The organism is Caballeronia cordobensis (assembly GCF_001544575.2).
Taxonomy (GTDB): Bacteria; Pseudomonadota; Gammaproteobacteria; order Burkholderiales; family Burkholderiaceae; genus Caballeronia; species Caballeronia cordobensis.
Genome location: NZ_FCNY02000004.1, coordinates 169,455 through 192,545 on the forward strand (window position 1 = coordinate 169,455; position 23,091 = coordinate 192,545).

Here is a 23,091-nt window from a genome sequence, read left to right on the forward strand (position 1 = left end):
GGTCGCTCACGCAAGTCGATAGACCTTCGCCACGGTTCCCCGGAACAAGCCTTCCCGCTCGTGCTCGCTTGCCTGCACGGTCAGGCGCTTGAACGCATTCCAGCCGTTGCTGAACGGGTACGAGCCCTTGTCCACGGGAAAATTGCTCTCGAACATGCAGCGATCGGCGCCGAACGCGTCGATGCACGTGTGCATCCACGGTTTCCATGCTTCCGCAAGCTCGGTCGATGCGGGCGGACGCTCGCCCTTCTCGAATTCGAAGCCGTTGATGCGCATGCCCAGACCGCCGACCTTGACGAACACGTTGGGCAACTGCGCAAGCTCACGCATCGAGCGGCTCCATGTGTCGAACACGTCCTTGCGTTGATCCGCATAACTCGCGATTCGCACGACGCCCCCGCAATGATTGACGATGAAAGGCGTATCGGGATACGCCTTCGCCAGATCGAACAGTTCGGGAAGCTGCGGAAAAAACAGCCAGGCGTCGTACGACAGTCCGAGCGACCCGAGTTGCGCAACGCCCGCGCGATACGTCGGATCGAGCAGCAGCCCGCGCGGCGCCGCCGAGAGCGGATTGACGAGCGTCGGGTCCGCATCCCAGGTCACGAGGTGGCGCACGCCGCGCAGCCGGCCATCGCCGGCCGCAAGCTCCGCTTCGAGCACGTCGCGAATCGCGGCGCCGCGACGCAGATCCGCATAGCCCACGATGCCTTTCGCGACCTGCGGCGTTCCCTTCTGCAATGCGGCGGTCGTGCCGGTGACGTACTCGATTTCACCGACCGGGCGCATGGGCTCGGGTCCGTCCTTCCGGTAACGCGTGAGCGCCTGCATATACACGGAGGCGGTGATGTTGTGCCCTGACCCGGCGTCTTCGAGATAGTCGTCGAGCAGGTAAGTCCAGCCCGTGCGTTCATAGAAATGATGATGCGCGTCGATGATCGGCATCTCCGGTTCGAGCGCCGCCTCGGTGCCGGATGCGAGCCACTGCGCTCGAACAGGAAGATAGTTGCTGGTCGTGCTCATGCTGCGAGGCTCCTCTTTTGCAATGGCCCCGCGCGATGCGAGCGCCGGGATCATGACCGATGCGGCGGCCGCGCCGAGCAACCGGCGTCGTCGGGGGGAAAGAAGCGAATCCATCGTCACTCTCCCTTGTCGAAGGCAAACAGCGAGAGCGTCAGCAAGGTCGTGACGACGAGCACGATGGACAAGCCAACCATGCCGGCCGTGAACGTGCCGAAGCTGTCCTTCAGGAAGCCTACGAGATACGGGCCCGCGAACCCGCCCAGCGCACCGATCGAATTGATGAGCGCCAATCCGCCCGCGGCGGCCTGACCGGAGAGAAACCGGGCCGGCAGCGTATAGAAGATCGTGCGTCCCGCGATCGTGCCGATCAGCGCCAGCGTGATACCGGTCATCGCGGGAACGAGTTGCTGGAAGTACGCCGACACCCCGAGTGCAACCGCGCCGATGAAAAGTCCCGCCGCGAGATTCGCGATATGCCCGCCACGGCGATCCACGCGCTTCGCCCACCAGAGCAACGCGATGGTCGCAAAGAAGTACGGCACGGCCGACACCCATCCGGTCTGCGTGACGCTCATGCCGTGCGCCTTGAGCATCTGCGGCAGCCAGATGCCGATGCCGTACGAGCCCATCGTGAAGCCGAACGAGATCATCGCGAGGATATACATGCGCACATCCTTCAGTGCCGCCGCGAAGTGCTTCTTCTTTTGACTCGACGCGCCCTCGCGGTCAAACGCGCTTTGCAGCGCCTGCCGTTCTTCCGGCGAGAGCCATGTCGCATCGGCCGGCTTGTCGGCGAGCATCTTCAACACGAGAATACCCAGGACGCACGCAGGCAGACCTTCGATGATGAACATCCACTTCCAGCCCGCCAGACCGAGCAACCCGTCCATCTTGAGGAGCCATGCCGACAAGGGCCCGCCGATGAGCGACGAGAGCGGCGTGGACACAGTGAACCACGCGAGCACGCGCGTGCGGTAACTCGCCGGAAACCATACGGCGAGAAAGAAGATGACCCCGGGAAAGAAGCCGGCTTCACCGATGCCCAGCAGCAGGCGGATCACATAGAAGCTGGTCGGGCCCACGGCGAGCGCCGTCGCCGCCGCGAAGAAGCCCCACGTGATCATGATGCGGGCGAGCCAGCGGCGCGCGCCGAATCGATACATGGCGAGATTGCTCGGCACTTCGCACAGGCAGTAGCCCGCGAACATGATGCCCGCTCCCCAGCCGAACTGCGTCGCGGTGAGGCCGAGATCGCGGTTCATCGTCAGCGCCGCGAAGCCGACGCTCGTGCGGTCGAGATAGTTGAAGAAGTAGGCAAGCGCCAGCAGCGGAATGAATCGCCACGCGGCTTTCCTGACCGCCTGCTGTTCGAGCGTCGAATAAACGGGGCTCTCGGCCGTCACATTCGAGGATAAGGATGTCATCTGTCGTCTCCGGACGAATCACCGGGCGCGCGAAGTCATGCCGCTACGCACGACGCCGCGCTTCCTGGTTGTTTTATCGATTTCAGGCGCTGGCCACTTCGTTGGCCGATGGACTTGCCGCATCGCCGGGCTTTCGTTCCTGGCACTTGACGACGCCCGCCCCGGTCAGTTGCCTCACGTCCTCGGACGAATACCCGAGCTGCTGGAGCAGCGTTCTCGTGTCCTGCCCCAGCGAAGGCGGAGCGGCGCGCAGTTGCAGGCGTTCGCCGTCCAGTGTCAGCGGGAGCAAGGCCGTCTTCGTCGAAACCGGCCGCTCGGCGCCGCTCGCGTCGGGCGGCAACGTCACGTCGGCGAGCCCGCCGGTTGCAAGCAGATGCGGATCGTCGAACAGGTCTTGTGGCCTCGTGATCGGCGCATAAGGCAAGCCACAGCGCTCGAAGACTGCGCTGATCTCGGCGGCGGTGAATTGCTCCATGTGCTTGCGAAGCTGCGGCAGCAACCAGCTCCTCGCCTGCACGCGCTGATTGTTGGTGGCGATTCGCTCGTCCGCCTTTAGCGCCGAGAGACCGAATGCGTCGCAGAACAGCGCCCATTGCGTGTCGGAAACCACCGCCAGGAAAATCTGTTCGCCGTGCCTGACGGAGAACACGTCGTACACCGCCCATGCGGAAATGCGGCTCGGCATCGGCGCGGCGGCCTTGCCGGTCACGGCGAACTGCATCATGTGCTGGGCGACCAGAAAGACGTTGTTCTCGAATAAGGCGCTCTGCACGGCCTGGCCGCGTCCGGTGCGCTCGCGTTGCGCGAGCGCCGCCATTGCCCCGATCGCGCCGAACATGCCGCCCATGATGTCGTTGACGCTCGTGCCCGCGCGCAACGGCTTGCCTTCCGGTCCGGTCATATACGCGAGACCGCCCATCATCTGCACGACTTCGTCGAGCGCCGTGCGATGGTCATAGGGGCCGGGCAGGAAGCCCTTGTGCGAGACGTAGACCAGCCGGGGATTGAGCTTCGACAGCGCCGCATAGCCGAGGCCCAGCTTGTCCATCGTGCCGCTCTTGAAGTTTTCGCTGAAGACATCGGCGCCCGCGAGAAGCTTGTGCACGATCTCGACGCCGCGCGGGTCCTTCACATCGACCGCAATGCTTTTCTTGTTGCGATTGAACGTGCTGAAAAAGCCCGCGCCGGAGCCGCGAAGCGTGCGCGTGCTGTCACCCGAGATCGGCTCGACCTTGATGACTTCGGCGCCCAGGTCCGCCAGCACCATGCCGCACGTCGGACCCATGACCATATGCGTCATCTCGACGACGCGCACGCCGCTGTACGGCAGAGATTGATTCGCTTGCACTTCGCTCATTGCGCCACTCCCAGCAGACACCCTTCCGGCTGGGGCGCACTCGGTGCGCGCCCGTCCGCATAGATAAAGCCTTTCGGCAGGCCGGCATCGTGCACATGCCCGTACAGCGCTTCGCCCGGAAGCGCCTGGGCGAGAATCGCACGCGCGTCGGCCAGTCTGTCGATATCGACGCCCGTGTCATGGCCCATCGCTTCGAGCAGGAACGCGAGGTCTTCCGTCACGATGTTGCCGGTCGCGCCCGGCGCATAGGGGCAGCCACCGAGACCGGCCTGACTCGAATCGATCGTCGTGACACCGGCATCGAGCGCCGCGAGGACGTTGGCGAGACCCTGACCCCGCGTGTTGTGGAAGTGCGCGCCGCCCGCCTTCTCGCCGAACTCGGATTGTAGACGGCGAAAGAGACGCCGCACCTGAACCGGATTGGCATAGCCGCTGGTATCCGACAGGCCGATTTCATCGACGCCGCATTCGGCCATCGCCGCGCACATGCGCATGGTCTGGTCGTCGGTGACGACGCCCGCGATCGTGCAACCGAACGCCACCGACACGCCCGCCTCGATCAGCACCGCCGGGAACTGCGCGTCGCGCAACGCCACGATGCTGCGCACCTCGTCGATCATCTGCTGCGTCGTCTTCCTGATGTTGGCCATCGCGTGTTCATTGGTCACGGACACCGGCAGCGTGATCTTGTGCACGCCCGCTTCGAAGGCGCTTTGCGCGCCGCGCAAGTTGGGCGTGAGAACCGCGACATGAAGCCCCGGAATCGAGAGCGCATGCGTCACCACCTCGCGGATGTCGGCCATCTGCGGCAACAGTCTCGGCGGAACGAAGGAGCCGACTTCGATCTCCCTGAGTCCGGCTGCGGCGAGCGCGGAAATCCATTGCAGCTTGGCCGCCGTCGGCATGACGGTTCTGATGCTTTGCAGACCGTCGCGCGGCCCGACCTCGCTGATCAGTACACCGGGACCTGGAGAATTCATCTGTCACCTCGCTAAAGTTCTATCTGATAGACCACGATTCTGTTGAAGAGAACAATAGAACGAACCGCGGCGCCGCGAAAGACGGGTTAACCCGTCAAATAGAACTTGAGTTCTGCTGGATAGAACCGTATAGTGACGACACTGAAGACATGGGGAGAGAGCGGTGCGCGAAACGACGGAGAGTTCAGCCGATGCGAAGGAGGCGTCCAGCGGCGTCGCGGTGCTGGATCGCGCTTTCGCGATCCTCAACGCCTTCGGTTCGAACGACGATCGACTGACGCTCACGGAACTGTCGCGCCGGACTGGCTTGTACAAAAGCACGGTCCTGCGGCTGCTGGGCGCGCTGGAGCATGGCGGCTACATCAGAAAGCTGAGCGACGGGCAGTACGCCGTCGGTCATCAGCCGTTACGGCTTGCGACGCTGTATCAACGGTCTTTTCAGGTTGGTCCTGTCGTGGAGCCGCTGCTTCAGCAGTTGAGCCGCGAACTGGGCGAAACGGCATCCTTCTACGTGCGTCAGGGCGATCATCGGCTGGTGCTGTACCGCGTCGAGCCAACGAGAAGCGTGAGAGTGTCGATCCGGATCGGCGAGGAGTTCGCGATCGATAAAGGCGCGTCCGGGAAGGTGCTGCTCGCCTTCACGGAACCCGGCGATTCGAGGTGGGACGACGTACGCGGGCAGTTGTGGGCGGTCTCGTATGGCGAACGCGATCCGGAGACGGCTTCCGCTTCCGTACCCGTGTTCGACTCGACCGGCGCGTTGCTGGGCGCGCTGACTTTGTCCGGCCCACGCGGAAGATTCGACGATGCGTCGACGATCGACGCGGCTTTGAAGATGCTGCTGGATAGCGCGCGACGCGCGACGGTCGCTCTCGGCGGACAGGGAGCCCGGTACGATGCGAGCATCGCCAGGTTCGATCGTCCTCCTCAATGAGGCTTCGGGCTGCGCATCGCTAGCTAGCGCCCATTCCCGCCCGGCACGAAGCGGCGGGCGCGAATCCATTTCGTCGCGACCCACTTTTCGCCCGAACGCAACGGCGTGCTCGCATGCAGGGACGCGGGATCGCACACCCCCGCGCGGTTGCAGTACTCGAAATATAAGGCCTGGCCGCGACGCGGCACGACCGAACAGCCCACTTGCGGAAACACCGTCTCGCCACCGCCCTCGACATCGTTCAGATACATGAGCAAGGTGCCGATGCGTTGCCCGCTGCGCGCAATCGACTCGCGATTCATCTCGTTGCCAGCCACCAGATAATCGACATGCGGCGTCGACTCGGCGCCCGGCTGGTAGCGCAATAACTGCAGCCCTTCGCCGTTTTCCGCGGCGAGACCGGTGAGCGCGGCGATCCGCATTTCGAGGCGCGCCACCAGCGGCGTCTCCGCCAGACGAAAGAACGTGCCGTCGCTGCTGCGATGACCGGCGGCAACGTCACGGCCGGTCACAGGATCGACCACGGTCGAGCGCGACAGACGCGGTCGCGCAAGGGCGATCAACTGGTCGCATTCGCTGCCCGTGAGGAACTCGTCGAGCAGGACGGCAGCCGGGCGCTGCAATCGCGCGATCACGCGCGTCTTGCGCTCGGCCAGCTGGATGGATGGCCCCACAGGCACCCGCAGCGGATCCGGCTCGAAAGCAATAACGGGCGCGCCGAGGTCCAGCGTGTCGCCCGGCATGGGCACGCCATAGAGAAAAGCGGCCGCAACCGCATCGACCATGGCCGAAGACAGCTCCATCGAATTGTTTCGGCTGGCCAGATCGCGCTTGAGATGGTCGGGCTGCACGCCGCGCGTGAGGTTCAGGGCGATCCAGTCGCGCACCGGGGCAGGGAAATCGACGGTCAGGGGCATAGGTTATGTCAGCGCGGGAAGATCTCGTCGGCGACCCAGCCGTCGCGCGTGAGATGCATGCCTTCGCGCAACTGCTGCGTGCCCTCGCCCTCGATCACGCGCTGCACCATGGGGAACACGCGCAAGAAGGAAGGGTCCCGCGCCCATCGTGCGGGCTCGATCTTGTACGTGTAGAGCACGGACGTCATCGTGTCGCCGTCGCGCTGAACCGGTTTTTCCCAGCCGACCACCTTATCGAGCGTGAGCGTCGCTACGCAGAAATCGGCGGGATGCGTGACGCGGGTCGTCCCCGTCGCGGTGACTTCGGGAATATGCAGATAGTATTTCTCGCCTTCACTCGTCAACGAGTATTGACGCGCATGGGCGATCAGTTTCTTGCCCCCGTCTTTGCCCTGCACGGTCATGTCCTTCCCCGTGACGAGGCCGAGCTTTTCGAGTACGGGCATCTGCAACGAATCGTTCGTGCGTGCGGCCTTGTCCGCATCGATCACATAGACGGGCCAGTTGTATTTCCCGAGACACAGGTGCCCCCGCTTCGCGAGAAAATCGTTGACGGCGCTAGTGAAATTATCGCGATTGGCTTCCTGAAGATGGCTCGTGTCGCGGGTGGCCGCATTGACGTGCATCGATACGGAAAGCGTGACGGCAAGCAGAACAGCGAAGACAGGTCGAATCATGAATAGAAGAACACAAGAAAATAGATGAATGTTTGCGTGGTCCGTCCGGCCTTTGCCGGGCCGGACCGTGCCCGCTTCGATCAGTTCACGCAATCGCCGGAACTCGCTGCCTGCGCCGGCTGCTGATAGCCGTCGCTGAGCGTCTTGAGAAAGCAGATCAGGTCGGACACGTCCTTCTGCGTGAGCTGGGTCGCGCCGTGAAAGGGCCGCGCTTTCGCACCGTCCGCCGCGGTTGCACCGCCGGCATCGGTCTGGCCTTGCCCCATCGGCAATTCCTCGTCGATGTTGCCTTGATACGCCGCGGGCAGGTCGTTGAACCGGTTGATCTTCGCGCCCGGCGTATAGGTCGGCTGAAGCGCGAAACCCGGATTGTTGACGACCGCGCCGCTGCCCCCCGTCGACGGATACCAGAACTCCGGGTTCGTATCGCGCGTGTTGTAGAAGTTCACGACCTGCACCAACGAATGGAATACACCGTTATGAAAGAACGCGTTGCGCGACGCCACGTTGCGCAGCGTCGGCACCTTGAAGCGCCCGCAGTACGGGTCCGGCACGTTCACGCCCGTGAGCGGATCCGGTCCCGCGCCGCTCGTGGCCGTGCCGGGAACATGGAGCGTCGCGTAGGGTCCGCACAGCCCCATGTCGATGAACGATGCGTTCGCGTTGGCCGGAATCGGATCGGGGTTATTCGGAATCGACGCATCGTTGCGCGGCGCGCCGATCGCCTGATACGTGAAGTCGGTCATCAGTCCGACCGAGCCGTGAAAGTTCGCGCCCACGAAGTGGCAGGCCGCGCAACCGGCGCCGTTGGTCGTGTCGTTGAAAAGCTGGAGACCGTGCAGCTCGGCGGCTGTCAGCGTGCCGCCGATCTTGTTGCCGAGGTAAAGGTCGAACTTGCTCGAATACGGCGCGAACGACGGGTCCTCGATCTGATACTGCTGGAGCGCGTCGCCGATATCGTTGAAGGTGGTCGTCGTGTCGCCGAACACCGCCTGGCCGTAGACCTGCTGGAACAGCGCGGCGTACGGCGCGCTTCGCACGGCCTTGACGACCGCATCCGGCGAGCTGTTGTTCATCTCGATCGGATTCAGGAGCGGCAGCGCAGGCTGCGTCGCGAGCGAGGTCGCCCGGCCGTCCCACATGAAACCGCCGCCGGGCGCGTTCTGCGTCACGCCATCGGGGTTGTCGGCATTGTCGTCGTAGGGCGGCGTCATCGACTTGTAGCGCAGCGACGGCACCGCGCGCACGCCCGCCTGCGCCGGATCGGAGCCAAGCTGCACCGACAGGCTGTTCGGCGGACCGTAGGCAAAAGCCGGGTCGTGGCAGCTGGCGCACGCCATGTTCTTGTTGCCCGACAGGCCCTTGTCGAAGAAGATCTTCTCGCCGAGCTGCGCTTTCGCGCTCAACGTCGATGCCGCCGGGGCGCTTGCCTGCACCGGGGCCGAAGCGCCGGACGCCGCCGATGTCCCGTTGTCGGACGAACTGCCCCCGCAAGCGGCGAGCATGAGAGTAGTGCAACAGAGTGCAGCGAGAAATAGCTTACGCATGGCGGATGTCGTCTTCTGGCCGATGTTTCGATACGTTTGCCGGGGAACCGGCCGGCCGGAAAGCTGGAAGGATGCTTAAAGAAGTCGCCGGGTGACGCGCGCGCCACCCGGCATGCCAACGCGGATTTCCGAGGGAAAGAGCGAGCCCTTTCCCCTTCGGCACGCGCCTTACTTGACCGCCCAGATGTTGGTCTGGGTCTTGTCCGGACCCGGCTGGCGGTTGGCTTCCTGCGTACCGATGATGTCAGCCGGATTCAGCCGCTGCGTGTAGCCGGCCGGCGTGATGTACGCATGGTTCATCGGGCGCACCGAATCGAAGTGCGTATCGGCGCTGCCGGCGAGTTCCGGCAGGTTCAGGACGTTGGCCGTGATGAACTTCTCCGTGTACTTCGAACGGCCGATGTACGTGAACTCCTGGCCCGGCGCCGGATCGGCAAGCTGGAACATGTCCTGCAGCGTGCGAACGAACGAGAAGTGGCTGTACGCGTCGCTATCCTGAACGCCTTGCGGACCGTGGTTCGTGACCACGCCAAAGATCGAATTGCCGTGACCGTGATTCCCGTGGTTGTAGACCGTGGTGGTCACCGGGGAATACTTGCCGTTCGAATACGTGAGCGGTTCCGCGCCACTGGTCTGCGACGGATTCCAGCCGCAGCACGACGTCGAACTGCCTTCGCCTTCGTCGAACATCACGACGATCGCGACCTGGCGGTTCGGGTTGTTCCAGATCGGCGAGGACTGGATCTTCGTCACGACTTGCTGGACATAGGCGTCACCGCGCTTCACCAGCGCGTCGCCGGTGCAGGTCGCATCGCTGCCCGTGCCGTGCATGTCGTCGCACTGGTCGGGAACGACGAAGTTGATCGCGCCGATATCGCCGTTCTTCAGGTCCGTGCCGAACTGATCGTAGTCGTAGCCCGCGGGAATGGGGTAGACGGACGTGCTCTGCATCGCCGTGGCGTACTGCGTACCGAAGATCGTCCGGTTGCTGGCGTAGAACTCCGGCAGCGAGCGCGCGGTCTGGTAGGCCATGCCCGGATGATGCTTGGTCTTGTAGAGCGCCGAAGGCATCGCCATGGGCGCGCTGGTCAGACCTGCGGTCACGGTTCCCGCCAGGCCCTTGTAACCGGCCACCACGGCGGGGTCGGCGATGCTGTCGGCACGCACGTCCTGTCCGGGGTTCATCGACTCGCTATAGGTGCGCCACGAGAGGCCCGCGGCCGAGAGCTGCGTGAACAGGTTCGACGCGACGATGTTATGCGCCGCGTCCGCACCGACCGGGCACTTGCCATAGCCCGACAGATTGCCCTTGCTGTTGTCCGGGACGGCCGGCAACGCCACGAGGGGCTGCCCGTCCGACGCCTTGCCGCCCGCGAAAGCGGTGTCCTTGAGCGCGGATGCATCCATGCCGCAGCCCCACCAGTTGTCGTCGGTGATGCCCCAGTCGTCCGCGCCGCCGAGCGCCGTGTAGTTCGGCTCCGACGGGTTGCCCGTCGAATAGTAGGTCGTCGCCTGATTCCACTTGCCGGTGCTGAAGTCCAGGTTGCCGGCGATATACGGTGCGTCGCCGGAACCTTCGATACCGATCGTGCCTTTCGCCGTCGTGCCGATCGAGCGGTTCTCGAGCATGACGATGAACACGGCGTCGTAGCGCGGAATGCCTTCGAGGTTGAACGCAGCCTGTTGCGCCTGGGCGAACGTGATGGGCGCCTGAGTCTGGTTCGTCTTGACTGCCGTCGCCGTCGAGACGCCCGCCGCGCCGATCAGCGACGGGTCGCCGCCCGCCATCGCGAGGTTGTCCGGATAAAGATCGCCGCGATCGAGCTTGGTGGCCGCATAGGCGTAACGGCTCGTGAGCGCATTGTCTTCATAGAGAATGGCCGACTGTTCCGCACCCGAGAGCTTGTTCACGTCGGCGAGCACGTCGGCGGCAGGCACGGTCGCCTGCAGTGCCGCGACGCCCGGGCCGCTCAGGCGCGTGGCGAGGTTCGCCTTCTCGGTCGCGTAGTCGCTGCCGTTCGCTTCGACGAGGCGTTGCACTTCGGTCGACATCGGGCTGATCACGACGTTCGCCGCGCCCTGGTCGGCGATTTGCGCAGCCGAGGCACGCAGGATCAGATGGCTCGCAACGGCGGTCCCGCTGGCCGAATTGCTCGCCTTGTTACCGATATCGGCGAGCAACTGGCCGCTCGCGGAAGCATCGACCTTCAACGCGAACTTGCCTTGCGCGTCGGTCGTGGCGGTGACTTCCGAGTCGTCGCACTTGCCGTTGCTGTTGGCGTCGACGCACACCGTGGCGCCGCTGTAATAGCCCGCCTTGATGACCGGGTCGCCCGTGGCGCTGCCCGGCGCAAACGCCGTCGCGGCGACTACGCCGGACAACGTCTTGCTCGCGGGTGCGCTGGAACCTGACGACGCCGTGGTCGAATCGCTGCCGCCGCAGGCGGCCAGCGTACACGCCATCGCAAGGGATGTGAGAACAAGGGGAATGCGTTGCTTCGAGCTGACTGACATTGTGGGGAACCCGGCTGGTTTGGAGAGCACTCTTGTTGTTTTCACGAGTAATGGACTCGTGAATCTTTCTGCCGGCGGAATTATCAGACCCCTTCATGCATCTGCTGTGACTGCCTCCTTACGTTATATCGATGGCTTATTACATATTCCTTGAAGATTACGCGCGGTGATAGGTCGTTGAAATCGCATCACGGCGTCTGCAATCCGCCATCCATCAAACGTGTCTGCGTCCAGAGCGTGACATTCGATTCGCACGGATACTTCGCCGCTTCGTTCTCGTCGAGGTCTACGCCCAGACCGGGCTTGTCATTCGCATAGACGTAGCCGCCGCGAAATTCGGGCAGGCCAGGGAAGACGTCGAGCAACGCGGCGCGCGGCCCTTTGAGTTCCTGGATCACGAAGTTCGGCGGCTCCGTGCCCGACCACTCCTGCACCCCGAAATTGCGCGATGTCAGGTCGATGTGGATATTCGCGGCATGCGCGAGCGGCGACATATCGCCCGGTCCATGCCATGCGGTTCGTACGCCGAATTGTTCCGCGAATATCTGCAGCTTGCGCCCCGCCGTGATGCCGCCGATCTGGCTCAGATGCACGCGAATAAAATCGATCAGCCGCTCGCTGATCAGGAAACGCCACTCATACGGGTTATTGAACAGCTCGCCCTGCGCGAGCGGCGTCGTCGTCTTGTCGCGAAGCTGGCGCATCCATTCGCCTTCTTCCAGCGCAATCGCATCTTCGAGGAAGAAGAGCTCGAACGGTTCGAGCTCGCGTGCAAAGCGGATCGCTTCCACCGGCTTCAATCGCTCATGCACGTCGTGACAAAGCTCGACATCGAAGCCGATCTTGCTGCGAATGCCATCGAACAACTTGAGCGTTTCGCGGATGTACTTGCGACTGTCGAGATAGATGCCGTCGGGCGCGCCCCGTGGCGCATGCGAGGGCGCGGAGCCGAATCCGCCGCCGCCGTAGCCTCCGCTCTGACAGCGAACATGCGTGATGCCCTGCTCGCGATAACGCTGGATGTTGTCGCACAGTTCGGCGAGATCGCGCCCGTCGGCATGACGGTAGATGGGCACGCCTTCGCGCACCTTGCCGGCGAAGAGCTGATACAAGGGCATGTTCGCCTGCTTGCCCTTGATATCCCATAGCGCCATGTCGATGCCGGAGATCGCATTGTTCTCGATCGGCCCGTTGCGCCAGTAGGCGTTCTGGTGCATCAATTGCCAGAGTTCCTCGATCGCTTCGGCATTGCGCCCGATGAGCAGCGGCCGCAAATATTCTTCGATCAGGCATTTCACGGCGAGGTGCCGGTACGCGAAGGTCGCGCAGCCCAGCCCGTAGAGCCCATCCTGATTGGTCTCGATCTTGACGACGACGAGATTGATGCCTTCAGGGGCAGTCAGGATGACTTTGATGTCGGTAATCAGAGTTGCCATTGCTTTATTTCGCGAGAGCCGAGGGAACGGATTTTTTGCCTGCGCTGCCGGATGGCGTCGAGCGTTCGCCCGAGTGCGCCGGCACGAGCATCATCAGAACGACGGAGGCAAAGAGCGCCGCGGCCATGAACGCGTATGACGCCGCGGGGCTGCCGGTCGCACCGTTCAGATAGCCGACGACCCATGAACCGAGGAACGCGCCGAGCGCGCCGCTCGCGTTGATGAAGCCGATCGCGCCGCCAAGCACGTTGCTCGGGATCAGCTCCGGCACGAGCGCGAAGAACGGGCCGTATGGCGCATACATGGTCGCGCCTGCAATCACGAGCAGCGTGAACGACAGCCAGAAGTTAGAGCTGCCGACAAGATAGGAACCGACGAACGCAATCGTGCCGATCAGCAGCAGCGGCCACACGAAGAGCTTGCGGTTGCGTGTCTTGTCGGAGAGCCAGGAGGCGAGCAGCATCAGCACGATGGCCGCGAGATAGGGCACGGCCGAGAGCCAGCCGACCGAGACGATATCGATCGCCGATGCCGACTTCAGAATGGACGGCAGCCACATGATGAAGCCGTATACGCCGACGCTCCACAGCGCATGGATCGCGCAGCACTTGAGGACGATCGACGAACGGAACGCCGCCTTGTAGTCGCGCACCGGCGCGATATGCGCCTGCTCCGCTTTCAGACGCGCATCGAGTTCGGCCTTCTCGGCGTCGCTCATCCACGGCGCGTCGGCGGGCTTGTCCTTCACTGTGAACCACCACACGATCGCCCATGCAATCGCCGGCACGCCTTCGATGATGAACATCTCGCGCCAGCCGAAGCTCTTGACGAGATAGCCCGACAGCACCGACATCCACAGCACCGTGACCGGATTGCCGAGAATGAGGAAGGTGTTCGCGCGAGAGCGCTCGGTGCGCGTGAACCAGCGGCTGATGTACATCAGCATGGACGGCATCACGGCCGCTTCGACGATGCCGAGAATGAAGCGCAGCGCCATCAGCATCGGGATATTGCTCACCATGCCGGTGAGCGCCGCGCACGCGCCCCACAGCAGCAGGCTCGCGAAGATCAGCTTCTTGACGCTGTTTTTCTGCGCGTAGATCGCGCCGGGAATCTGAAACAGGCAATAGCCGAGGAAAAACAGCGAGCCGATCAGCGACGACGTGGCGTGCGTGATGCCGAGATCGCGGTCGATGCCCGCGGCGGCGGCGAATCCGTAGTTTGCGCGGTCCAGATAGGCGAGGCTGTAGGTGATGAAGATGATGGGCATGAGATACCACCATCTCTGCGGCGCCACGGTTTTGACGTGATCCATGATGTCTCCGGAAATCGTATCGAGGTGATCAGAGGACGGCGAGCCAGCCGCCATCGACATAAATGATCTGGCCGTTCACATAGCTCGATGCGGGCGATGCCAGATACACCGCCGTGCCGACGAGCTCTTCGGGCCTGCCCCAGCGTTGCGACGGATTGCTGCTCTTGACCCACGCGTCGAAGCTCGGGTTGTCGACGAGCGCCTGGTTCATGTCGGTGAGGATGTAGCCGGGGCCGATCGCGTTGGCCTGAATGTCGTGCACGGCCCATTCGGCGCTCATTGCGCGCGTGAGCATCTTTACGCCGCCCTTGGCCGCCGTATAAGGCGCAACGGTCGCGCGCGCGCCTTCGCTCGTCAGCGAGCCGATATTGATGATCTTGCCGCCGCGGCCGCGCGCGATCATGCGCCGCGCCGCTTCTTTCGCGACGATGAACGCGCTCGTGAGATTGGTGTCGATCACGCGTTGCCAGTCGGCGAGCGCGAGTTCGATCATCGGCTTGCGAAACTGGATGCCCGCGTTATTCACGACGATATCCACGGCGATGCCCTCCGCGTCCCATGCCGCGAACGCGGCGGAAACCGATGCCTCGTCGGTGACGTCGAATGCGCGGCCGAGTGCGTCGAAGCCTTGCGCGCGCAGACGGCCGGCGGCGGCATCGACGGTATCGGCTTTCGTGCCGTTGACGATGACGCGCGCGCCGGCCGCCGCGAGCCCTTGCGCCAGCGCGTAGCCGATGCCGCGCGCCGAACCGGTGACGAGCGCAGTGCGGCCGCTCAGATCGAATAACGTGGTCATGCCGTGTTCCTGTCGATTAGTTTGAAATCGTGGGCGCGAGCGCGCCCGCGCAGCCTCGTCGGGAGGCTGCGGCCTGGTCTTCGCATCACTGAAAGCGTGTTACAGCGGCTGGTCGTTCGCGGTGCGGGTAAGGGCCGCGCGATCGTCGAAGTCCTTTTCCGCGCGCTCGATCAGCGTCAGCACGGCGTTCGCGGCCGCTTGCGCATCGCCCTGTTCGATCGCGACGCACAGCGCTTCGTGCATCGGCAGCGAACGCGCGGGCCCGCCTTCGATCTCCGAACTCAGTTCGAAGCTCGTGCGCAGGATCGCGGAAAGCGCGTTTTGCATCTGCTGGATGAACTGGTTGTGGCACGCCGTCAGGATCGCGCCGTGAAACGCGAGGTCGGCGGGCACGTATTCGCCCTGCCCCGCGACCGCGCGTTCCATCGCCTTGAAGGCGCGCCGCACCGCCACGCGATCCTCCGGCGTCGCGCGGGTTGCGGCCAGCCTGGCGGCGTTCGGCTCGATGATCGTGCGCAACTCCATCAGGTCGCGAATGAGGTCGGCATCGACCGCGCCGGCGCGCGCGCGCCAGGTGATGACGTCCGGATCGAACAGTTGCCACTGCGAGCGCGGCAGCACGATGGTGCCGTGCCGGCGGCGCACCTGAAGCATGCCCTTCGCGGACAGCGATTTCATCGTCTCGCGGATGGTGATGCGGCTCACCTGCATCTCTTCCGCGAGTTCGCCTTCGGCGGGCAGGATGTCGCCCGGCTGGAACCGGCCGGCGCAGATCTGCTCGCCCATCCGGTTCAATACCTGCCTGTGTAAAGTCGGCATGTGTTACCTTTCTCTAGGTCATACGTATGATCTGGAAGGTATCAGCGGCGGTGGGCCATGATCAATCCGGGTTGACCCGGAGGGGCGAATCGGGCGAAGCTGCCCTTTCATTGCCGCAAGGAAGGAGATTGAGTGATGGACAACGGCAGAGTGCCGCCACGGCGCGTGACGTATGAGGACGGAGTGCCGGCAGGCGGCTCCGGATGGTTCGGCCGGGTGACGGCCACGATTGTGAGCGTGATCGTGCTCGTGGCAGCCGCGATGCTCTCGCTGGTGCTGCTCGCCGTGCTGTTCGGCGTGGGCGCGATCGTCGTCGGCTATCTATGGTGGAAAACGCGCGCGCTGCGCCGGCAAGCGCGCGACTTCGGCGACGATGGCCGCACGATCGACGCCGAGATCGTTCAGAAGGATTCGCCTGAGGATGATTCCGCGAAACGCTGACGCGCCGCAGCCCCGAGCCTGATCAGATCTTTCGTCTGATCACGACCGGCTTGCCGCCCATCGTCTGCTTGGTCATCCATGCCGCCAGCGCCGAGTCCAGGTAGTCCGCATGCCCGGGGAACCAGTCGAAGAGGTGCATGCCGAGATCGCGAACCAGCTCGGCGCCGGCCTGCCCGAGGCCGACCGCTTCCTTGACTTCACGGACCGACTTCAGGACGGCGGCATGCTCGTCGAGGTGGCAGTCGCGTGGCGGGAAATTCGTCGAACGCATCCACTCGTCTTCCTGCTCGAAGTGGCTGACGGCATGCTTCTCGAACTCGTCGATCGCGTCCGCGGCGGTGGCGTCGGTGCAGGTCACGAGCTTGCGCGCAACCGTATAGAACTCCTTGTGCACCTCGTCCATCTGCGTGAAGCCCAGGAGCCGTGCGTCGGACCAGGCGAAACTCGTGTCGCTGGGCGGCGCCGGTGGGCGCGTAACGTTTTGCTCGCTCATCTTCGTTGTCTCCGCGTGTCCTGTTAAGCCGGCAGTGCCGCTTGCGGGGGCAAGGCCGCATCTTCGCGCAACCTGAACACCGCCACCGCGTCGCGCAGCGAGGCCGCCTGGCCCGCCAACGCCTGCGCCGCCGCCGACGCCTGCTCGACCAGCGCCGCGTTTTGCTGTGTCACCTCGTCCATCTGCGTGACGGCCAGATTGACTTGTTCGATGCCGCTGCGCTGCTCCTCCGACGCCGCCGAGATCCCGTTCACGACGCCTGCGACCCTTTGCACCGAGCCAACGATATCGGCAATGATCGCTCCCGTGTCCCGCACGAGCACGGAGCCCGTCTGAACGCGCCCGGCCGACTGTTCGATGAGCGCCTTGATCTCTTTCGCCGCCGAGGCGCTGCGCTGCGCCAACGACCGGACCTCGGCCGCCACGACCGCGAAGCCGCGTCCTTCTTCACCGGCACGCGCAGCCTCCACGGCCGCGTTCAGCGCCAGAATGTTCGTCTGAAACGCAATCGCATCGATGACGGCAATGATTTCGCCGACCTTGCTCGAACTGTCGGAAATCCCGTGCATCGTCTCGACGACCTTTTCCATCATGACACCGCCGCTCGTTGCAGTTTGCCACGCATTTTGGGTCAGCGACGACGCGTCAGCGGCATGATCCGCATTCTGACGCACGGCCGCGGTGATTTCCTCCATGCTGGCGGCGGTCTCTTGCAGCGATGCCGCCTGTTCCTCGGTGCGCGATGACAGGTCCAGATTGCCCGAGGCAATCTGCGCGCTCGCCGTCGCAACACCCTCGGCGTTGTCCCGCACCTTGCTCACGACCTGCGCGAGACTCGTCTGCATGTGCTTGAGCGCTGCGAGCAATTCAGCGATTTCGTCCTTGCCGCGCGCTTCGAATTCGAGTGACAGGTCGCCCGTTGCAACGGCCTGCGCGCAGCCCAGCGCCCGCGCCAGCGGCCGCGACACGGTGCGGCTGAACAGGTAGCCGCCGATCAGCGCCAGCGCAAGCACGAGGAGCATGAGCGCGACGCTGGCGATGGACGCGCGCCGGGCGCCGCGATCGGCCTCCTCCGACACGCGCGCGCTATCGGCCGCGATGTTCTTCGCCGCCTGCTCCAGCAGTGCCGCCGGTTGACGATCGACGCCGGCGACGGCGTCGTCGCCCGCCGAAGGTTCGAAGCCCGCCGCTTTGAACGCCTCGAAGCCGCGCCGGTAGCCTTCCCCCATGGCGACATGCGCGGAAGCGAAACGCTCGATCAGGTCGCGGCTTTCGCCCGCCGGAAGTCTGTGCTTGAGTTCGTCGGCCAGCTTGCCGACCGCACGCTCGCGGGTCTGAAAGGCGCTCCAGTACTTCTGGAGCTTGGCCGGGTCCTTGCCGCGCAAGAGCGTGTCCTTCCACTCCTGCACCTGCAGCTTGAACGTGACAAGCGTTGCCGAGACCATCCGCTCGTTGGCCACATTGTTCGCGACTTCATCGCGATAGGCATCGATGGAGGCATTGAGCGCGAAGATGCCGTACAAGGCGCCCGCGAACATGAGCACGAGCGCGGCGGCAAAAGCGAGGGGTATCTTGAGGCTGAGCTTCATCGGGAAACTGTGGATAGACAAGGTGACGGGATTCGCGCGTGGTACGCCCGTTATCGGCAAACCCGGCCGCAAACTGAAGGGCGGCCTTGTCCGCGCCGTGTTGGCGCGCGCTTACGTCTCGCTGTCTCTCGCTGACGCTCATAAGTCGAGCGATACGCCCTCCCGGTCCAGCGAATCCGCAAGATGAACGCCAGGATGCGGTGCCGCGCAACAGATGAGCGCCTCGCCGGGAGGAATCTCATGGCCCGGCGGCTGGGCATAATCGACCGAGCCGTTCAGAACTTTGACCGAGCACGTACCGCAGCTTCCGACACGGCAACTCGATAACGCCGGAATGCCGGCCCGCTCCGCCAGGTCGAGAATCGAACCATGTTCAGGACGCCAGCGAGCCGTCTTGCCCGATTTGGCGAAAGTCACGACGATCGACTCCTCGGCCTCGTCCGCCGCGGCACGCTCGATACGACGCTTCACCGAAGCAGGGCCGAAACTTTCCAGGTGAATCGATGTATCGCGCACGCCCAGGTCGATGAGCCCGTCATACAACGACTGCATGAACGCCGCCGGTCCGCACAGGAAGAACTGGTAATTGTCGAAGGGCAGGATCGCCTTCAGCAGGTCGATGTCGACGATGCCCTCGCTGTCATGCGTCAGCCCAATGCGATCGTCCGGCAACGGGCGGCTGTAGCGAACATGCGCATGCAGGTTGCCGTGCCTGCCGAGCTTGTCATTCAGGAACGCGCTGAACGCATGACTGGCGGAGTTGCGCGCGCCATGCACGAACCAGATCGGTGCGTGATGAAGCGTTCTCCCATTGTTCACGAGCAGGCTGTCGATCATGGCAATCATCGGCGTGATGCCGACCCCGGCGGAGATCAAAACGACCGGCGCGCGCGCATCGGCGTTGAAAACGAACGAACCGCGCGGCGCCATCCCCTCGATCACGGTGCCGACCGTCACATGGTCATGAAGCCAGTCCGAGACGCCTCCTGTTCCTTCACGTTTCACCGTGATTCGATACGACGCGCCGCCCGGCGCGCTCGAGAGCGTGTAGGTGCGGTTCACCGGTTCCGCCCAGGCATCCGGCTGCACGCGAATCGGCAAGAACTGACCCGGCTCGTAGCCTGCCAGACCGCGTCCATCGGCGAGTTCGAGATAGAACGATCGAATCGTCGAACTCTCCTCCTCGATGCGTGAGATGCGCAACGGTCTCCATTCGTTGCGAAAGCGCTCGGCTTCGAGCGTTTTCTCTGCGTCGCCCCAGCTTCCGGTACGAGCAAGAAACGGCGAGTACTCCGGCGCCGAAAAGCGGGCTGGAAGGCTGGCTTCCACACGAATGATTTCCTCGATGTGGTAGCGAACCAGCCGCTGCGCGCCATTGAAGGCCTTCACCTCCGGCCCGTCCCAGATGATTTCGGCGCGGGCAGAAATGTACACGAGGTCGCCGCCTTCGAAGTCGATGAACAGAAGACCGGCGCGGTTATCGAGCTGCCAGTTTCCGAGCGTATTGAAGAGGAAATTCCCCACGAAATCGGGGGCCGTGAGCGTCATGTCGTCGTCGATACGCACGAAGCCCGGACGGCCGCCGCGATGTGATACGTCAGCGCCACGGGCGACACCATCGCTCTCGCGCAAATTGGCTGACGCGACGAAATACGTATCGGCGCCTTCGATGATCGCCCGCACCGCTTTATCGATACGCTGATTGCGATGCACGGGTGAAACCGTGCTTACTGACGGATCGCGGTGAAAGACGGGCTCGCGCCCCTGAATGTATTGCGGGCAAATCCCGAGCGTCTGCCGCACTCCGATCGTGACCTCGCCATCCTTCAAGCTCGTGACCGTGCCGAAAAATCGATTGCGTCTGCGCGTGTGGAGTTGCACACCGAGCATGGCGATCTCCGCTCCCATGCGAAGGTTCTCGACGAGCGGGTCGCCATGGAGCGGCTGCGCCTCGATCGTGATCGTCGTGCTATCGCTCGCGTGCATGAAGCCTGCGTTCCCCAGCAGGATCGAAGCCCACGGCCGTCCTTGCGCGTCCACAGAGCCAACGAAGATATAAGGAAGCAGGCCGAAGAATTCGCGGTGCTGCTCGGTCAGGTAGTGCCTTACTACATGCCGGCTTACCGCTGCCATCTTTTCGCGGACACCCACCCGTTCCTGGACGGCTAGCTCTCCTTCATGGAACGGAGATTGATCCAGTCCCCAACCTGGCGATGATGGCACGTTCGACATGCTTGACTCCCGGATTTTCAGCAGATGGAGCCACTCTAACGACGTGAGCGCACGAACAGAACGGCCGATCCGAAGAATTCATTCTTCTGCATTCGAGAATAAACAGGACGAAAAGCCGCCCATTCAATCTGCATACGAAATCATATACTTGACATCTAAACTATCTAAACCTAAATTATCGATTCGAGGAGACACGGTCGGAGATCAACCATGCGCATCGTCTGTATCGGCGGGGGCCCGGCGGGCCTGTATTTCAGCCTTTTAATGAAGCGCCGCCACCCGTCTTACGACATCACCGTTGTAGAACGCAACCGCCCCTACGACACCTTCGGCTGGGGCGTGGTCTTCTCCGACCAGACGCTCGGCAACCTCCGCACAGCCGACCCGGAAAGCGCCGACGCCATTCTCGATGCCTTCAACCACTGGGACGACATCGAAGTCCATATTGGCGGCAGCACGATCCGCTCGTCCGGTCACGGTTTCTGCGGCATCGGCCGCAAGCGTCTGCTGAACATTCTGCAAGCGCGCTGCGAAGAACTCGGCGTCAAGCTCGTCTTCGAAACGCATGTCGTGAACGACGAGGACTACGAGGCCGATCTCATCATCGCGAGCGACGGCGCGAACAGCGCCATTCGCCAGAAATACGTCTCGACGTATCAGCCCGACATCGATCTGCGCGATTGCCGCTTCGTGTGGCTCGGCACGAACAAATGCTTCGACGCGTTCACGTTCGCGTTCGAAAAGACCGAATGGGGCTGGTTTCAGGCGCATGCCTATCGTTTCGACGACAGCACATCGACGTTCATCGTCGAAGCGCCCGAGCGCGTATGGCGCGCGGCAGGCCTCGCCGACATGAGCAAGGAAGAAGGCATCGCGTTCTGCGAAAAGCTCTTCGCACGGTATCTCGACGGCCACGCGCTGATGTCCAACGCCACGCATCTGCGCGGCTCGGCGCAATGGATTCGCTTTCCGCGCGTCGTGAACCGCGAATGGGTGCATTGGCGCGACAACGCGAACGGCAAGCGCACCCCCATCGTGCTGATGGGCGATGCCGCGCACACCGCGCACTTCTCCATCGGCTCGGGCACGAAGCTCGCGCTCGAAGACTCGATCGAGCTCGCCAACAGCATCGACACGGCGTTCGCGAAGCAGTCCGGCGATCTCGAAGGCGCGCTCGCGCATTACACGCAAGTGCGCAGCATCGACGTGCTGCGCATTCAGAACGCCGCGCGCAATTCGACGGAATGGTTCGAGCATGTGGACCGCTACGCCTCGTTCGCGCCGGAGCAGTTCGCGTATTCGCTGCTCACGCGCTCGCAACGCATCTCGCATGAAAACCTGCGCGAACGCGACGCACGCTATCTCGCCTCGTTCGAAGACTGGCTCGCCGCGCGCGCGGGCATCGAACGCAACGCGCAGCAACGTTCCGTTCCGCCGATGTTCACGCCCTTCACGCTGCGCGGGATCACGCTGAAGAACCGCGTCGTCGTCTCGCCGATGGCGCAGTATTCCGCCGTGGATGGCGTCGCGGGCGACTATCACCTCATGCATCTCGGCGCGCGCGCGATGGGCGGCGCGGCGCTCGTCATGACGGAGATGACATGCGTGTCGGCGCAAGCGCGCATCACGCCGGGATGCCCCGGCATGTATGCGCCGGCGCATCTCGACGCGTGGAAGCGCATCGTCGATTTCGTGCACGCGCAATCGGACGCGAAGATCGGCATGCAGCTCGGTCATGCGGGCGCGAAGGCTTCGACACGCGTGAGCTGGGAAGGCATCGATCAGCCGCTTTCGGATAACAACTGGCCGCTCGTTTCGGCATCGCCGCAACAGTATTTGCGTGATGTGAGCCAGTGGTCGCACGAGGCATCGCGCGAGGAGTTACGCGAGATCGAGGCGCAATTCGTCCGCGCCACGCAAATGGCCGCGCAGGCGGGCTTCGACTGGCTCGAACTGCACTGCGCGCACGGCTATTTCCTGTCGAGCTTTCTGTCGCCGCTCACCAATCATCGCGCCGACGAATACGGCGGCTCGCTCGAGAACCGGCTGCGCTATCCGCTCGAAGTCTTCAAGGCGATGCGCGCGGTCTGGCCGCAAGACAAGCCGATGTCGGTGCGCATTTCCGCGCACGACTGGGTCGATGGCGGCACGACGCCCGACGATGCCGTCGAGATCGCACGCGCCTTCAAGGCCGCGGGCGCGGACATGATCGACGTGTCGTCCGGTCAGGTCAGCAAGGAAGAAAAGCCCGTGTACGGCCGCATGTTCCAGACGCCGTTCGCCGATCGCATCCGCAACGAAGCGGGCATCGCGACGATCGCGGTCGGCGCGATATCGGAAGCGGATCACGTGAACAGCATCATCGCGGCGGGACGCGCGGATCTATGCGCGGTGGCGCGTCCGCATCTCGCGAATCCGGCGTGGACCTTGAACGAAGCCGCGAAGATCGGCTTCTTCGATATCGCGTGGCCGAAGCAATATGCCGCCGCCAAATCGCAGCTCGAACGCAATCTGGAACGCGAACGCGCGATGGCCGCCGACAACGCGCGCCTGACGCCGCAAGAACGGGCGCAACGCGCCGAAGGAACGGTATAAGC

At 63.6% G+C, this 23,091-nt stretch carries 18 protein-coding genes; 3 read left to right on the forward strand and 15 right to left on the reverse strand.

Features of this window, described 5'->3' with window-relative positions:
* Nucleotides 1–6: 6 nt before the first annotated feature.
* From AWB70_RS09470 to AWB70_RS09485, 4 genes are all read right to left on the reverse strand, one after another.
* A complete protein-coding gene (locus tag AWB70_RS09470) occupies nucleotides 7–1,137 on the reverse strand; it encodes an amidohydrolase family protein (RefSeq protein ID WP_053571935.1) in 1,131 nt (376 codons plus the stop codon).
* A gap of 2 nt (nucleotides 1,138–1,139) precedes the next feature.
* Entirely contained in the window at nucleotides 1,140–2,447 is a 1,308-nt protein-coding gene (locus tag AWB70_RS09475; protein WP_053571934.1) for an MFS transporter, read from the reverse strand.
* 82 nt (nucleotides 2,448–2,529) lie between these two features.
* Complete coding sequence (locus AWB70_RS09480; protein ID WP_053571933.1) at nucleotides 2,530–3,804, reverse strand: CaiB/BaiF CoA transferase family protein; 1,275 nt, start codon at nucleotides 3,802–3,804, stop codon at nucleotides 2,530–2,532.
* Nucleotides 3,801–4,784 (reverse strand): hydroxymethylglutaryl-CoA lyase, encoded by a 984-nt coding sequence (locus tag AWB70_RS09485; RefSeq protein WP_053571932.1) that lies wholly within the window; start codon nucleotides 4,782–4,784, stop codon nucleotides 3,801–3,803. The genes AWB70_RS09480 and AWB70_RS09485 overlap by 4 nt, the downstream gene beginning before the upstream one ends.
* A 163-nt stretch (nucleotides 4,785–4,947) precedes the next feature.
* Here AWB70_RS09485 and AWB70_RS09490 point away from each other — a divergent pair, with 163 nt between their 5' ends.
* Nucleotides 4,948–5,718, forward strand: a complete 771-nt coding sequence (locus AWB70_RS09490; protein WP_014251823.1) for an IclR family transcriptional regulator — start codon at nucleotides 4,948–4,950, stop codon at nucleotides 5,716–5,718.
* A 23-nt stretch (nucleotides 5,719–5,741) separates the two neighbouring features.
* Here the strand turns inward: AWB70_RS09490 and AWB70_RS09495 are convergent, their stop codons facing one another.
* From AWB70_RS09495 to AWB70_RS09530, 8 genes are all read right to left on the reverse strand, one after another.
* On the reverse strand, nucleotides 5,742–6,635 hold the full coding sequence (locus tag AWB70_RS09495; RefSeq protein WP_053571931.1) for a 2OG-Fe(II) oxygenase: 894 nt from the start codon (nucleotides 6,633–6,635) through the stop codon (nucleotides 5,742–5,744).
* A gap of 8 nt (nucleotides 6,636–6,643) precedes the next feature.
* Entirely contained in the window at nucleotides 6,644–7,312 is a 669-nt protein-coding gene (locus AWB70_RS09500; RefSeq protein WP_053571930.1) for an SEN1982 family lipoprotein, read from the reverse strand.
* Nucleotides 7,313–7,392: 80 nt separating this feature from the next.
* Nucleotides 7,393–8,859, reverse strand: a complete 1,467-nt coding sequence (locus AWB70_RS09505; RefSeq protein WP_053571929.1) for a cytochrome-c peroxidase — start codon at nucleotides 8,857–8,859, stop codon at nucleotides 7,393–7,395.
* Between the two features lie 168 nt (nucleotides 8,860–9,027).
* Nucleotides 9,028–11,373, reverse strand: coding sequence for an alkaline phosphatase family protein (locus AWB70_RS09510; RefSeq protein WP_053571928.1), 2,346 nt, complete (start codon nucleotides 11,371–11,373; stop codon nucleotides 9,028–9,030).
* A 188-nt stretch (nucleotides 11,374–11,561) separates the two neighbouring features.
* Nucleotides 11,562–12,809, reverse strand: a complete 1,248-nt coding sequence (locus AWB70_RS09515) for an enolase C-terminal domain-like protein (protein WP_053571927.1) — start codon at nucleotides 12,807–12,809, stop codon at nucleotides 11,562–11,564.
* 4 nt (nucleotides 12,810–12,813) lie between these two features.
* The gene (locus AWB70_RS09520; RefSeq protein ID WP_053571926.1) at nucleotides 12,814–14,124 is read right to left on the reverse strand and encodes an MFS transporter; all 1,311 of its coding nucleotides are present in this window, start codon (nucleotides 14,122–14,124) and stop codon (nucleotides 12,814–12,816) included.
* A gap of 28 nt (nucleotides 14,125–14,152) precedes the next feature.
* Nucleotides 14,153–14,920, reverse strand: a complete 768-nt coding sequence (locus AWB70_RS09525; RefSeq protein WP_053571925.1) for an SDR family oxidoreductase — start codon at nucleotides 14,918–14,920, stop codon at nucleotides 14,153–14,155.
* A gap of 99 nt (nucleotides 14,921–15,019) precedes the next feature.
* Nucleotides 15,020–15,739 carry a FadR/GntR family transcriptional regulator gene (locus AWB70_RS09530; protein WP_053571924.1) on the reverse strand — a complete coding sequence of 240 codons (720 nt, stop codon included), beginning with the start codon at nucleotides 15,737–15,739 and terminating at the stop codon, nucleotides 15,020–15,022.
* 135 nt (nucleotides 15,740–15,874) lie between these two features.
* Here AWB70_RS09530 and AWB70_RS09535 point away from each other — a divergent pair, with 135 nt between their 5' ends.
* Complete coding sequence (locus AWB70_RS09535) at nucleotides 15,875–16,180, forward strand: LapA family protein (RefSeq protein WP_014251814.1); 306 nt, start codon at nucleotides 15,875–15,877, stop codon at nucleotides 16,178–16,180.
* A 22-nt stretch (nucleotides 16,181–16,202) separates the two neighbouring features.
* On the opposite strand, the gene AWB70_RS09540 is transcribed toward AWB70_RS09535, so the two are convergent.
* The 3 genes from AWB70_RS09540 to AWB70_RS09550 form a co-directional block, all read right to left on the reverse strand.
* Complete coding sequence (locus tag AWB70_RS09540) at nucleotides 16,203–16,673, reverse strand: bacteriohemerythrin (protein WP_045459710.1); 471 nt, start codon at nucleotides 16,671–16,673, stop codon at nucleotides 16,203–16,205.
* A gap of 23 nt (nucleotides 16,674–16,696) precedes the next feature.
* Nucleotides 16,697–18,262 (reverse strand): methyl-accepting chemotaxis protein, encoded by a 1,566-nt coding sequence (locus AWB70_RS09545; RefSeq protein WP_053571923.1) that lies wholly within the window; start codon nucleotides 18,260–18,262, stop codon nucleotides 16,697–16,699.
* A 138-nt stretch (nucleotides 18,263–18,400) separates the two neighbouring features.
* Nucleotides 18,401–20,494: a pyridoxamine 5'-phosphate oxidase family protein gene (locus AWB70_RS09550; RefSeq protein WP_063786756.1), complete on the reverse strand. Its 2,094-nt coding sequence runs from the start codon at nucleotides 20,492–20,494 to the stop codon at nucleotides 18,401–18,403.
* Nucleotides 20,495–20,704: 210 nt separating this feature from the next.
* On the opposite strand from AWB70_RS09550, the gene AWB70_RS09555 reads away from it, so the two are divergent.
* The gene (locus tag AWB70_RS09555; protein ID WP_053571921.1) at nucleotides 20,705–23,089 is read left to right on the forward strand and encodes a bifunctional salicylyl-CoA 5-hydroxylase/oxidoreductase; all 2,385 of its coding nucleotides are present in this window, start codon (nucleotides 20,705–20,707) and stop codon (nucleotides 23,087–23,089) included.
* Nucleotides 23,090–23,091 lie beyond the last annotated feature (2 nt).